Here is a 13,324-nt window from a genome sequence, read left to right as displayed (position 1 = left end):
AGCGCCCTGCAACCAGTGCGGGGTCGACGGCGGCGTGGACCGCGGGAGCACGCGCAGAACGAGGGAGCCCGGATGACGAACACCGTGGGCGGTCAGGCAGGCCGATCCGCCGAGAACCGCGCCGACGGCGGATCGCAGACCCTCGCCCGTGGGCTCAGCGCGCTCGCCATGATCGGCGAGGACGGCGCCTCCCTGAGCGTGCCAGAGCTGGCCGGTCGGCTGGGTATCCATCGCTCGATGGCCTACCGATTGGTGAAGACGCTCGAACAGCACGGATTCGTCGAGCGGTCGCCGTCCGGCGAGCTCGAGCTGGGGGCACGGCTCGCCTCTCTGGCCCGCGGAGCCGCCAGGAGCCTGCAGACGGCCGCCTCGCCTGAGCTGGCCGCCGTGGCGGACGAGCTGGGCATGACGGCGTTCCTGGTCGGTTACGACGGCGAGGTCGCGGTGACCCTGACCAGCGCCGAGCCTCGGCACGCGGAGACCACGGTCGCCCAGCGGCCGGGAAGCCGCCACGCGATCGGGCAGGGAGCGCCGGGACGGGTCATCCGCTCGCTGCTCAGCCCCGAGCAGTACCCGCCGCAGCGGTTCGAGCGCAGCCACGACGAGGTGCTGCCCGGGCTCTACTCCATCGCTGTTCCGCTCGCGCTGCCGCACGGCAGGGCAGCGGCCATCGCGGTGCTGTACCTCCCGCATCCCCTGGACGAGGAGCATGTGGCCGACGTGCTCGTCGCCGCGGCGAGGCGAATCGACGCCGCGTTCCGGTAGCGGGAGCGCGATGGGCCGAGAGAAGGCGACGCCCTCCTCAAACGCGACGCTTTCCTCAAACGCGACGCCCTCCTAGAACGCGTCCGGCCTCGCGAACTCGACAGGTGCATCCTGCGCCTGCGGGTCGATGTGAGTGCGGATGTACGGCAGCGTGCGGCCGATGGAGGTGTCGATCCTGGCGCGCAGGTCGTCCGACGACACCTGGTAGTCGGTGAAGTCCCGCTCGCTCGCGTAGATGCCGAGGGGCAGCGTGAGCGACTGGAAGAAGCCGAACAGGGGCCTCATCTGGTGCTCGACCAGCAGCGCGTGGCGTTCGCTGCCTCCCGTCGCCGTGAGGACGATCGGCTTGTCGACCAGCGCGTACTGACCGACATGGTCGAAGAACAGCTTGAACAACCCGGTGTACGTCGCGCGGTACGCGGGAGAGCCGACCACCACGATATCGGCCGCCTCGACCGCTTCGAGGGCGGCGACCGCGTCCGGGCCCAGGCTGTTGCGGAACGGGCCGAGGCTGAGCTGGCCGAGCAGCGGTGCGAGTTCGACCGTGGTGGCCGTTCCACCGACCGCCGCCGCGAACGCTTCCGTCACCTCGCGCACGAGAACTGTCGTGCGCGAGGGATGCGTGGGGCTGCCGCTGACACCGACGACCGAGATCCTGCGCTTCTCCGCCATCAGAACGATCCCACGTCCGCCTTGGCGAGCTGGAGCGGGGCGACGGGGTTGTCGAGGTTCGCTCCCCCGCGGTAGCGGGCGCCGATGTGCTCGTCCGGCAGGCGGTTGTGACCAGCGCCGAACAGGCGCTCGCGCAGCGTCCCTGGATGCGATCCCTCCTCCGGCAGCCGGCCGCGCTTCCTGAGCTCCGGCACGACCAGCTCCGCGAAGTCGCGGGCGGTGTCGAACGAGTGGTACTGGCGCAGGTTGATGCCGTCCAGACCGTCCTCGTCGAGCCAGCGCTCGATCTCGTCCGCTACCGTCTTCGCCGTGCCGACGACGAGGAAGCGGTCGTCCCGGTTGCCGCCGATGAAGTCGAGGGCTTGGCCGACGGTCCTGTCCAGCGGGAGGAACGGCACGCGCTCAGCGGGGAACTCCGCGCGCAGCAGGGCCTCGCGCACCGTGATGCCCCGTGGGAAGGCGGTGAGGTCGACGGGCAGGCTGCTGTGGGCGAGGATGCCGTCGAGACTCGAGTGCTGCTGGTAGAGGCGCCACTTGTCCGCGGCCTCCTCCTCCGTGCGGCCGACGATCACTCCGGCCATCGCGATGAACTTCACCGCGTCCCTGCCGCGGCCGTGGCGCTCTGCCGCGTCGCGCATCCCGTCGGCGTTGCGGCGGAACTCCTCGCTGGTGCGGCCTCCGGTGAAGACGACCTCCGCGTGGCGGCCGGCGAACTCGATGCCCGCCGGCGAGCCTGTCGCCTGGAACATGACGGGCGTGCGCTGGGGCGATGGATGCACGATGTGCGGTCCAGCGACCTTGAACCGGTCGCCGACGTGGTCGATGTAGCGCACCTTGGACGGATCGGTGAAGATGCGGCGCTCCCGGTCGGCGATCACCGCGTCGTCGTCCCAGGAGCCCTCCCAGAGCTTGTAGAGCACGTCCACGTATTCGTCGGCGTACTGGTAGCGCAGGTCGTGCGGCACCTCTCCGTCCAGCCCGAAGTTGTGGGCGGCGTTGGGCAGGTACGAGGTGACGACGTTCCAGCCGACACGGCCCTTGGTCAGGTGGTCGAGGGTGGACATGCGCCTGGCGAACGCGAACGGCGGTTCGTATGTGGTGGAGAAGGTGACGCCGAAGCCGAGGCGCTTGGTCACCGCGGCCATCGCGGGGATCACGAGCAGCGGGTCGATGTTCGGACTCTGCAGTCCCTCGCGGAGCGCCGTCTCCGGGCCGCCGCGGAACACGTCGTACGCGCCGATCACGTCCGCGAGGAACACGCCGTCGAAGCCGCCGTGCTCGAGGATCTGGGCGAGCTCGGTCCAATAGTCGAGATCGGCGAAGCGTTCCCTGTTGTTGCCTGGCAGCGGCCAGAGGCCGTGCGTGATGTGGCTCACGCAGGCCATCTCGAACAAGTTGAGGAAAAGCTGTTTGCGCTCTGTCATGTGCTCAGGCGCCTTCCTGCGCGGCTGGCGCGCTGTGGTTCTGATGCCCGGCGAACGAGGCCGGGTCGAATTCGGGGATCGCTGCGATCAAGTCTCGCGTGTACGGGTGCTGAGGGCGGAGGAATATGTCGTCAGGTTTCCCCTCCTCGACCACGACGCCGTCCTTCATCACCAGCACACGGTCGCTCAGATGGCTGATCACGCCGAGGTCGTGGGAGATGAACAGGTACGCGACGCCTGACTCACGCTGGAGGGCGACGAGCAGGTCGAGGATCTGGGCCTGGATGGTGACGTCGAGCGCTGAAACGGCCTCGTCGAGCACGATCACCGCCGGGCGAGGAGCCAGCGCGCGGGCGATGGCGACCCTCTGCCGCTGGCCGCCGGAGAGGCGGAGCGGGAACCGGCCGAGCACGTCGGGAGAGAGCCCGACCTGCCCGAGCAGTTCGACAACGCGCGCCTTCCTGGCCGTGGCGTCGGCGAAGCGTTCTCCGCGCAGCGCGTCCAGCAGGATGCGCTCGACGTTCCAGCGCGGATCGAACGAGCTCAGCGGGTCCTGGTAGACCACAGAGATGCGGGGGCGCAGCGAGCGCCGCTTGCGTTCGGAGAGGCTGGACCAGGCGTGCCCGAGCAACCGGACGTCTCCTCCGTCGAGGCTTTCGAGGCCGAGGGCGAGCCGCGCGGTCGTGCTCTTGCCAGAGCCGGACTCCCCCACGATGCCGAGCGTCTCCCCCGCCGCGAGCGTGAACGAGACACCGTCGACGGCGCGCGTGACGGTGCCGTCCGCGGTGTGGAAGCGCTTGACGAGGTCGGTGGCCTCGATCACAGGGACGTCCCGCGCCGCATCTTGAGTCGCGCTCGCTGCCGCATCCCGTTGCCGCACCTCGGGGAACGGAGCGGACGACGGGCTCAGTGGGGTGCCGCGGGTCGCCTCGCTCGGCACGGCCGCGATGAGCGCCTTCGTGTATTCGTGCTGGGGGGCGCCGAGCACCGAGGCGATGCTGCCCTGTTCGAGCACTTCGCCGCCGCGCATCACCAGGATGTGGTCGGCCAGCCTGGCCACAACGGAGAGGTCGTGGCTGATCAGGATGACGGAAGCGCCGCGCGCCTTCATCCGCTCGAGCTGGGCGAGCACCTGCGACTGCACCGTGACGTCGAGGGCGGTGGTCGGCTCGTCGGCGATCACGATGTCAGGGTCGAGCGCGATGGCGGAAGCGATCAGCGCGCGCTGGCGCAGGCCGCCGGAGAGCTGGTCCGGCCGCTGGCGCGCACGCAGAGCGGGGAACGGCACACCGACCCGCTCCAACAGGTCGAGCACGCGCTGCTTCCTGGCTGCGCGATCGCCCCAGCCGTGCAGTCGCAGCGCTTCGGCGATCTCCGTGCCGACCGGGCGCAGCGGGTCGAGGGAGACCAGCGCATCCTGCAGTACGAAGCCGAGGTCGCGACCCCGGATGCGCCTCCACTGGCGCGGGGTGAAGGTGCGGACGTCCTCGTGATGGATCTCCAGCACGTCCGCTTCGACGATGGCGTTGCGGCCGGCGAGACCGACGATGGATCTGGCCGTGACGCTCTTGCCGGAGCCCGACTCCCCGACGATGGCGACGCACTGGCCAGGCAGCAGGTCGAACGAGACGCCCGACACCACCTGGCGCACGGCGCCGTCGACGCGGAACGCCGTGCTGAGGTTCTGGACGCGCAGCCGGGTGGCCGGCCAGTCCAGTTCGTCGACGACGCTCTCGGCGGTCGCCTGGCTCTCCTGGGTGACGCTCATCAGCGCTCTCCCTTCTCGAGGCGGATCTGCAGGTGACGGCCGATCGTGGTCGCCGCGAGGGCGACGGCGACGATGACCAGTCCCGGCACCACCACGAGCCACCAGGCCTGGGTGATGTATGCCCTCCCGGCGTCGAGCAGGGCGCCCCACTCCGACGACGGCGGGGCGACGCCGAGCCCGAGGAACGACAGGCTGGACGCCCAGACGATCGACTGGCCGACCGAGAGCGCGAAGACGGCGACGAGCGGACGGAGCGCGTTCGGCAGGATGTGCGCGCGGATGATCCGCCAGCGGGAGTGACCAAGGGCGGTCGCCGCTTCGACGTAGCCGGAGTTCTTCGCCCCGAGGATCTGGCCGCGGATCATGCGCGCGTATCCGGGTGCCGTGCCGAGGCCGACCGCGAAGATCTCGGTGGCGGCGGATGGTCCGGCGATGGCGATGAGGAGCAGCGCGAGCAGGAGGGCGGGGAAGGCGAACATGACCTCGACGAACCGGTCGACCACCACGGCGGCGGGCTTCGGCCCGAGCGCGGAGATCGAGCCGAGGATCAGCGCGGTGATGACCCCGACGGCCGCGGCGCCGAGACCGATCAGCAGCGACTCCCTCGCACCCCAGACGACCCGCGTGTAGAGGTCGCGGCCTGACTCGTCCGTGCCGAACCAGTGCGCGAACGACGGCGGCTTGAGGGCAGCGCCGTAGTCGATCGCCGTCGGCGCGTGGACCGTGAGCGCCTGCGGCGCGAACGCGGCGACGGCCAGGAGCAGCGCGAACGCGACGGCGAGGTAGAGCCCCCACGGCCGGCGGGCGAGCGAGGCGGCCGCCGCGCCTGCCCTGGACGGGCGGGTGCCGCTGCCGACGGACGGAGAGCCGAGTGCTGTCATGACAGGTCCAAGCGGGGATCGATGATGGTGTACACGATGTCGACCAGCAGGTTCGCGATCACGTAGACCACGGCCACCAGCGTGACGATGCCGACGACGACGGGCAGATCCTGGTTGTTCACCGCTCCGACGAGCACCGAGCCGATGCCGGGCCGCGAGAAGATCGACTCCACGATCACGGCGCCGGAGAGGGTCGCGCCGAGTGCCCAGCCGGAGAGCGTGATGGCGGGGATGACGGCGTGCCGGAGCACGTGCCGCAGCCGGATGCCCCATTCGCCCATCCCGCGCATCCTGGCGGACAGCACGAACGGCTGCTCCAGTGCGCGCTCGAACTCGGCCCTGGTGCTCTGCGCCATGAACCCGGCGAGCGGGATGGCGAGCGTCAGCGCGGGCAGGATCAGGCCGTTCACGCCCGTCCCCCCGATGATCGGGAACCAGCGCAGCCCGAGGCCGAACACGAGCAGCAGGATGATGCCCAGCCAGTATGCGGGAAGCCCGGCGGCGACCACGTCCACGGTCGAGCCAAGGGCGCCGACGCGCGGGCCCCGGCCAGCCGTGATGGTCACCCACACGATCATCAGCACCCAGGCGAACACGATCGCCGTCAGGGACAGCGTCACGGTGGCGCCCAGCTGCTCGCCGATGATCGCGGTGACGGGGCGGTACTGCTGGTACGACGAACCGAAGTCGCCGACCACGAGACCTCGGAGGTAGTCGAAATACTGAACGATCACCGGGCGGTGCAGGCCGTACTGCTCGTTGATCTGGGCGAGCTCGGCCGGGGTGCGCTGCTGCGCCTGACCGGCCCGGATGTTCAGGATGGCTGTCGCCCTGTCGCCAGGGAGCGCGAGCTGAGCGAAGAACGCGACGGTGGCCGCGCCCCAGAGCACGATGACGGCCGACACGACCTTGCGCCCGATCGTGAGCAGCACGCGCCTGGTGCGGCGCGGCCGCCGCGGCTCCGCCCCGATGGGGGCGGAGCCTGCGGCGGGCGCGGAGACCGCGACGGTCTCGCTACTTGGTGAGGTATGCGTCATAGAACGTCGGTCCTCCCTGTGCGTGCTCCTGCCACACGCCCTTCAGCTTCGTCGAGACCGCCAGGGTGCTGAGGCGGTCGTAGACGCCGATGGAGAGCGCGTGCTGTGCGATGTAGTCCTGCGCCTTCTGGTACGACGCGTTCTGCGCATCCACGGTGGCTGCGGAGTTGCCGTCGAGGATGTACTGCGCCAGCGTCGGGTCGTTGTAGAACGCGGAGTTGGCGTAGTTGGGGTCGTCTGCGGTGGACGGGCGCCAGTTGATGTAGAGGATGCCAGCGGTGACGGCCGTCCAGTATCCGACGCTCAGGTCGTGGTCGTCCGGTGTCGAGTACTTGCCGGCGAAGAACTCGCTCTGCGGCACAGGGATGAGCTGCACGTCGAAACCCACCTTGGATGCCTGCTCCTTCACGCCCTGCAGAATCGCGGCGCCGTCGGAGTTGATGATCGAGCCTGCGCCGTACGGCAGGATCACGCTGAGCGTCTTGCCGTCCTTCTCGCGCACGCCCTTGTCGTTCTTCTGCGACCAGCCGGCCGCATCCAGCAGCGCGTTCGCCTTCTTCGTGTCGTAGTCGTACCAGTTCGCGGCCTTCTCGCTGTAGCCGGGGGTCGCCTGGCTGACACCGCCGTTGCCCTCGACAGGGATGACGCCCTGGCCGATGGTGTCGACGATCTGCTTGCGGTCGAGGCTGTACGCGAACGCCTGACGCACCTTCTCGTCGGTGAACGGGCCCTTCTGCGTGTTGAACGAGATCTGCTGCGGCCGGCCGGGGGTGACGTACTTCTCCAGCTGGTACCCGCCGTCCTTCAGCGTCTTCCACTGGATGGCGGGCACGTCGTAGATCGCATCCACCTGGCCGCTCTGCAGCGCGGCGACGCGGGTGGTCGGGTCTGCGACGAACTTCCAGTCGACCTCGTCGACGTACGCGGGGCCGGTGTGCTTGGCGTTGGCGGGCCACGACGTGTAGTTCGCGTTGCGGGTGAGGACGATGTCCTGGCCGCGGTTCCACTTCTTCACGATGAACGCTCCGGAGCCGATCGGCGCCTCGCAGTTCTGCTCCTTCGTGCGGGTCTCCAGCGCGTGCTGCGACTGGATGCCGAAGTAGCCCTGGCTGAGGTTGTCCGCCAGGCGAGGGTACGGCTTGGACAGGTCCACCTGAAGGGTCTGGTCGTCGACCGCCTTGGCGTCCTTGTAGTAGCCGTCCAACCAGACCTTGGCAGTGCTGTTTCCGCCCTTGACCCAGTAGTCGAAGTTGTACGCGACGGCGGCGGCGGTCACCGGGGTGCCGTCGGTGAACTTCACGCCCTTCTTGAGCGTGAAGGTCCAGGTGAGTCCGTCGTCCGTCTGCTTCCAGGCGGTGGCGAGCCACGGGACCACCTTGTGGTCCGCATCCAGCGAGGTGAGGTTGTCGAGGACCTGGTACGAGAGGTACGCCTGCTCGATCCAGCCGCCGAACACGCAGGCCGGTTCTTGCTGGTGGGCGTAGACGATGGTGCCGCCTGTGACCTTCTCACCGCTCGATGCGGTGGACGATCCGGCGCACGCGGTCAGCGCCATCGCACTGGAGAGCGCGATTGCTGTGGCGGCGATGACGGTGCGGAGGGTGCGCGAACGCATGGGGGATCTCCTCGGGGGATGCAGGACGGGTGGTGTCCGACAACGCTAGGGAGGAGGAACGGGATGCGCAGCAACGTGCGCGACGGATAGCGCAACACTCTGTCATTCGTCGACATGTGCTGGCGCCGGGGCGCTGGGGGACGCTACCCTGCCGGCGCTCCGAGCACGTCGCGGACGATCTCCAGCGACCGGATGCGCCCATCCACGGTCGCTGCACCCGACGTGATCATGAGCTCATCAGCCCCGGTGGATGCGAGCAACGCTTCGAGCCTGGACGACACCTCGGCCGGAGTACCGATCGCCTGCCGCGCGTTCCTGGCGGCGATGAACTCCTCCTCCAGCGGGGTGAACTCGTATGCCAGCGCTTCCTCGATGCTGACCGGCTGCGGTTTCGCGCCCATCCGCATCCGCAGGAAGGAGAGCTGACCTGGCAGCGAGAGCGCCCTGACCACCTCAGGGTCCTCGTCCGAGACGACGTTCACCCCGATCATCGTGTGCGGCTCTCGCAGGGTCTCACTCGGCTCGAAGCGCGAGCGGTAGAGGTCGAGCGCTTCCTCGGTGTGGTCGCCCGCGAAGTGGTGGGCGAAGGCGAACGGCAGGCCGAGCGCGGCGGCCACCTGAGCACTGAACCCGCTCGACCCGAGCAGCCACACCTGCGGTGCGTCTCCGAGGCCGGGGACGGCGGTGATGGTGTGCAGCGGGTTCGCGTCGCTCATGCCGCCGTGGAAGAAGCCGAGCAGGTCGAGGAGCTGCTGCGGGAAGTCGTCGACGCCGAGCCCTTCGGTGCTGCGGCGCAGCGCCATCGCCGTCGCGCCGTCCGTGCCTGGAGCACGGCCGATCCCGAGGTCGATGCGGTCGCCGTAGAGTGCGCGCAGCGTGCCGAACTGCTCGGCGACGACGAGCGGGGCGTGGTTCGGCAGCATCACGCCGCCGCTGCCGACGCGGATGCGCGAGGTCGCGGCAGCGATACCGGCGATGAGCACGGCAGGGGCGCTTGAGGCGATCCCCGGCATCCCGTGATGCTCCGCGACCCAGAACCGCTGGTAGCCCAGTTCCTCCGCCGCCTGCGCCAGTCGCACCGACCCGGCCACCGCATCGGCGTTGGTGCCGCCGTACGGGCGGTTGGCGAGGTCGAGGACATTGAGCGGGATGGCGTTCGGCGTGGTCACCTCAGGTGCAACCGCCGCCGCAGCCGGTCGATTCCCGCACCTGTCGCAGGCGCGGGAAAAGGGTGCGGCTCACTCCGTTGTGAGCCGCACCCCTGGGTGCTGTGTTCATCCCGTGATCAGGACTGGTGTGCCCGCCTCCGTGCCGCCGCGATGAGCGAGAGCACGATCAGTCCGAGGACAACGAGGGCTCCGCCGATCCAGGCGATGGACCAGCCGATCGTCGAACCGGTGGATGCGAGACCGGTCGAGCTGCCGCTGCTGCTGGTCGACGCGGGGACATCGGCCGGGAGCACCGTGACCGTGACGGCGGAGGCCGCCTGGCTCGATGCGCCGGTCGCGGTGACCGTGTATGCGCCGGTCGCGTCCTGCGGGACGGTGACCTGGACCTGCGATCCACCCGCGGTGGTCGCGGTCGGGTCTGCGCTCAGCGTTGCCTTGGATGCGTCCTTGCCGGAGACGACGTACTGGACGCCCTCCGATGGCTTGAACGTGCCAGGTGCGCAGGTCATCGTGCTCGTGCCGCCTGCTGCGACGGTCGACGGGCTGATGCTGCAGTCTCCGCCGTGCGTGTATGGGACGGCGTTGGCCGCGGCGGGTGCCGCGAGGGCGATCGCTGCGCCGATGATCAGCGCTGCCAGGAACTTCTTGGACATTCGGGGAGCCTTTCGGGGAGGCCGGTGGTGCGCGGGTTCGTCTAAATGACGTTTTCTCACTTTACCGTCGTGCTGCAGTCGAGGGCAACGACCGACACCCTTCCCGATGCCCCCACATCGGGGGTCGTCCTGGGGAGGGTCGGAGTGACGAACACGTCCATTCCCGGCGCCGTCTGCTTCACATCAAGCAGATCGACGCTCACCGTCTTCGACTGACCGGGCGCCAGCTCGACCGTGAAGACGCTTACCGGCCGCTTCGCGTCCGTGCCGGAGATCGTCGCATACGGAGCGCCGTCGCTCGTCGTCGACACGAGCAGGCCATCCGTCGCTCCATACACGGCGACCCTGGTGCGGATATTGCCGGGAGGGACGCCGTACGTCCCCGCACCCGTCACGTAGTCCGGCAGCGTTGTTCCCGCATCCGCCGGCGCGGTGTTGGTCAGCGTGACGGTGACGCGGCTGGTCGGCTTGCCGTCCACCCGGCAGATCGCCGTCCCCGCCTCGATCTTCGCCCTGAGGTAGTAGTCCATCTTGGCGCCGGTCGCATCGTTGAAGTACACGCCGAGCCCGGCCGTCGACGACGTGGATGCGGGGAGCCCGCCGGCGAGCGTCGTCGGCGCGAGCACCTTCTGCTCCTCTGGATGCGCGCTCCAGACCAGCAGGCGCCTGTCGGCTCCCGCGTTGGCGAGCGCCTTGACGAGTTCGGCGCCGTCCGCCTTGCCGGAGGCCACGCTGTCGAAGACCGCCGTCGCCGCGGACGCGAAGTACGCGTCCTGCTCCTCCGGCAGGGCGAACTTCTTGTAGCTCTCGCTCAGCAGCAGCGGAATGGCGTTGGCCGAGGTCAGCATGTCGCCGGTCGGCAGCGCGACCGGCCCCGTCGCCTTGAGCAAACCGGTCAGCACGACCGGGTCGATCGTGAGGACGCCGTCGACTGTGCCGCCGTGCGTCTCCTTCCACATGGTGGCCGCCGTCGTCGCCGCGAGCGGGAAATGCGGGGTGAGGTTCACGTCCTGGATGAACCGGCCGAGCAGCGGGCCGTACAGCCCCTGCGTGGATGCGGGGATGGCGCTCACCGGCGCAGGCCACGGCCCGATGCTCGTGCCGGAGGACTGCGCTTCGAGCGTGATGGCGCCGTGGTCGGCCTTGATCAGGGCGAGGGCGCCGACGAGGCCGCCGGTCGCACGGAGCTCCGCGGGGTTCTGGACGAGGACGAGGTAGGTGCGCGGTCCGTCGGCACCGAGCATGGGCGGGAGGAGTCGGACGCTGTTGCCCACCGCATCCACCACCGTCGTCGCCTTGCGGAGCTGGGTCTGCAGACGATCGACGGCGCTGGTCACCTGCGGGAGGGTGCCCTCGGTGTCGATTCCGTCGACATCGCTCTTGGCGGTGTGGAAGGCGGCCTGCGCCTTCACCACCACGGGCTTCGCCGCCTCGATGGGCGCGAGGTCGATCTTCTTGTCGACCGGCCTGATCGCCCGAGGGTCGACCTGGTCTGCAACGCCGACGAGCGGGTCGATCACCTCGGACGCGAGCCGGTCCGTGGACGCAGCGGCGACCCGCACGGCCGTGAGGTTGGAGCCGAGCAGAGGGAAGAACTCGGCGACGCGCCAGACAGGGTCGCCTGTGAGGGACGCGGCGGCGGCGGCGTGCTTCCGCAGGGTGGTCGCCGCCGACTTCGCCGTTGCGAGGTCTCCGGCGACGACGGCGGTCTGCACCTGCTTCGCCGCAGGGAGGGCGGACTCCAGCTCGTTCTTCGCCAGCAGCCCGCGGATGCCCACCCAGGCGCCGACGAGCAGCAGCACGAACACCACGGCGGCCACGATCCAGAGGATCAGGCGGCGTCTCGCCGGGTCGGGAGCAGGGCGAGCTGACGCCCCTGGTGGGGTGGGGGAAGGAGTGCCAGACGTCGCCATACGACTAATCTAACAATTCCTCACTTTTTGCGGAGGGTTTTATCCCACCCAGTAGCGGGGGTATCTTCAGCGGGCGGTCAGCGCCCGAGTCCGCGGTACGTCCACCCTGCCGCCCGCCAGGCGACGGGGTCGAGACAGTTCCTTCCGTCGATGATGCTGCGGCCGGCTACCAGCTCCCCGACCACCGCCGGGTCGAGCCCGGTGAACTGCGGCCACTCTGTCAGCAGCACGACGACGTCCGCATCCCGCACCGCCTCCTCCGCCGACGCGGCGTATTCGAGCTGCGGCGCCCGGCGGGATGCGCTCTCGACCGCTTCAGGGTCCGTCGCGATCACGCGCGCACCCGCCTCGGCCAGTCGCATGGCGACGTCGAGCGCCGGGGAGTCCCTGATGTCGTCCGAGTGCGGCTTGAACGCCAGCCCGAGCATCGCGACGCGCGCGCCGGCGAGCTCTCCGACCTCCTCGCGCACCAGGTCGACGACGCGGTCGCGGCGGCGCAGGTTGATCTTGTCGACCTCGGAGAGGAACGCCAGCGCCTCGCCCTTGCCCAGCTCCTTGGCGCGAGCGCTGAACGCCCGGATGTCCTTCGGCAGGCAGCCGCCGCCGAAACCGACGCCCGCGTTGAGGAAGCGGCGGCCGATCCTGGCGTCGTGGCCGATCGCATCCGCGAGCTGCGTCACGTCCGCGCCGGTCGCCTCCGCGACCTCCGCCATCGCGTTGATGAAGCTGATCTTGGTCGCGAGGAACGCGTTCGCCGACACCTTCACGAGCTCAGCCGTGGCGTAATCGGTGACGATCACCGGCGTCCCTGTCGCTACGGCCGCCGCGTAGACCTCGTCCAGGATGCGGGCGGCGCGCTGTCCTGCGTCACCAGCCGGCACGCCGTAGACAAGCCGGTCCGGGCTGATCGTGTCCTTCACCGCGAATCCCTCGCGGAGGAACTCGGGGTTCCAGGCCAGCGTCGCGCCGTCGACCGTCGACTCGACCTGCTCGGCGAGCCGCGCGGCCGTGCCGACGGGAACGGTACTCTTGCCGACCAGCACGTCCCCCGCCTTCACGTGCTTCAGGAGGGTGCTGAACGCCGCATCCACGTAGCGCATGTCTGCCGCGTCCCCGTCTGCGACCTGCGGCGTCCCGACCGCGACGAAGTGCACGTCCGCGTCTGCCGCCGCGGCGAAATCGGTGGTGAACCGCAACCGGCCGGAGGCGATGGAGGAGGCGAGGACGTCGGGAAGACCTGGCTCGAAGAACGGCGCCTGGCCGGAGGACAGCAGCGCGATCTTGCGCTCGTCGACGTCGATGCCGACGACGTCGTGTCCGAGGTGCGCCATGGATGCGGCGTGCACCGCTCCGAGATAACCGCAGCCGATCACGGAGATTCTCATGCTGAATGTCGATTCTTCCGGGGAGCGCACGCGCTCCGAGGG

Annotated in this window: 11 protein-coding genes; 1 reads left to right on the top strand and 10 read right to left on the bottom strand. The window is 69.5% G+C overall.

Going from position 1 to position 13,324, the window contains the following annotated elements:
- The first annotated feature begins 72 nt into the window (after positions 1 to 72).
- The gene (locus ASE16_RS03355) at positions 73 to 765 is read left to right on the top strand and encodes an IclR family transcriptional regulator (protein ID WP_055890540.1); all 693 of its coding nucleotides are present in this window, start codon (positions 73 to 75) and stop codon (positions 763 to 765) included.
- A 72-nt stretch (positions 766 to 837) separates the two neighbouring features.
- On the opposite strand, the gene msuE is transcribed toward ASE16_RS03355, so the two are convergent.
- The 10 genes from msuE to ASE16_RS03305 form a co-directional block, all read right to left on the bottom strand.
- Entirely contained in the window at positions 838 to 1,437 is a 600-nt protein-coding gene (msuE, locus tag ASE16_RS03350; protein ID WP_055890538.1) for an FMN reductase, read from the bottom strand.
- Positions 1,437 to 2,861, bottom strand: coding sequence for an NtaA/DmoA family FMN-dependent monooxygenase (locus ASE16_RS03345; protein WP_055890535.1), 1,425 nt, complete (start codon positions 2,859 to 2,861; stop codon positions 1,437 to 1,439). The genes msuE and ASE16_RS03345 overlap by 1 nt, the downstream gene beginning before the upstream one ends.
- A 4-nt stretch (positions 2,862 to 2,865) precedes the next feature.
- The gene (locus ASE16_RS20305) at positions 2,866 to 4,629 is read right to left on the bottom strand and encodes a dipeptide ABC transporter ATP-binding protein (RefSeq protein ID WP_082581188.1); all 1,764 of its coding nucleotides are present in this window, start codon (positions 4,627 to 4,629) and stop codon (positions 2,866 to 2,868) included.
- Positions 4,629 to 5,510: an ABC transporter permease gene (locus tag ASE16_RS03335; RefSeq protein ID WP_055890533.1), complete on the bottom strand. Its 882-nt coding sequence runs from the start codon at positions 5,508 to 5,510 to the stop codon at positions 4,629 to 4,631. The genes ASE16_RS20305 and ASE16_RS03335 overlap by 1 nt, the downstream gene beginning before the upstream one ends.
- Positions 5,507 to 6,547, bottom strand: a complete 1,041-nt coding sequence (locus ASE16_RS03330) for an ABC transporter permease (protein ID WP_055890531.1) — start codon at positions 6,545 to 6,547, stop codon at positions 5,507 to 5,509. The genes ASE16_RS03335 and ASE16_RS03330 overlap by 4 nt, the downstream gene beginning before the upstream one ends.
- Complete coding sequence (locus ASE16_RS03325) at positions 6,525 to 8,162, bottom strand: ABC transporter substrate-binding protein (RefSeq protein WP_055890529.1); 1,638 nt, start codon at positions 8,160 to 8,162, stop codon at positions 6,525 to 6,527. The genes ASE16_RS03330 and ASE16_RS03325 overlap by 23 nt, the downstream gene beginning before the upstream one ends.
- Before the next feature lie 143 nt (positions 8,163 to 8,305).
- Positions 8,306 to 9,331 carry an LLM class flavin-dependent oxidoreductase gene (locus ASE16_RS03320; protein ID WP_055890527.1) on the bottom strand — a complete coding sequence of 342 codons (1,026 nt, stop codon included), beginning with the start codon at positions 9,329 to 9,331 and terminating at the stop codon, positions 8,306 to 8,308.
- 116 nt (positions 9,332 to 9,447) lie between these two features.
- Positions 9,448 to 9,984: a hypothetical protein gene (locus tag ASE16_RS03315; RefSeq protein ID WP_055890524.1), complete on the bottom strand. Its 537-nt coding sequence runs from the start codon at positions 9,982 to 9,984 to the stop codon at positions 9,448 to 9,450.
- 56 nt (positions 9,985 to 10,040) lie between these two features.
- On the bottom strand, positions 10,041 to 11,897 hold the full coding sequence (locus ASE16_RS03310; protein WP_055890522.1) for a DUF4012 domain-containing protein: 1,857 nt from the start codon (positions 11,895 to 11,897) through the stop codon (positions 10,041 to 10,043).
- A 77-nt stretch (positions 11,898 to 11,974) separates the two neighbouring features.
- Positions 11,975 to 13,282: a UDP-glucose dehydrogenase family protein gene (locus tag ASE16_RS03305; RefSeq protein WP_055891539.1), complete on the bottom strand. Its 1,308-nt coding sequence runs from the start codon at positions 13,280 to 13,282 to the stop codon at positions 11,975 to 11,977.
- Positions 13,283 to 13,324 lie beyond the last annotated feature (42 nt).

Source organism: Leifsonia sp. Root227 (assembly GCF_001428745.1).
Lineage (GTDB): Bacteria > Actinomycetota > Actinomycetes > Actinomycetales > Microbacteriaceae > Leifsonia.
This window is presented reverse-complemented; position numbering and strand designations above follow the sequence as displayed.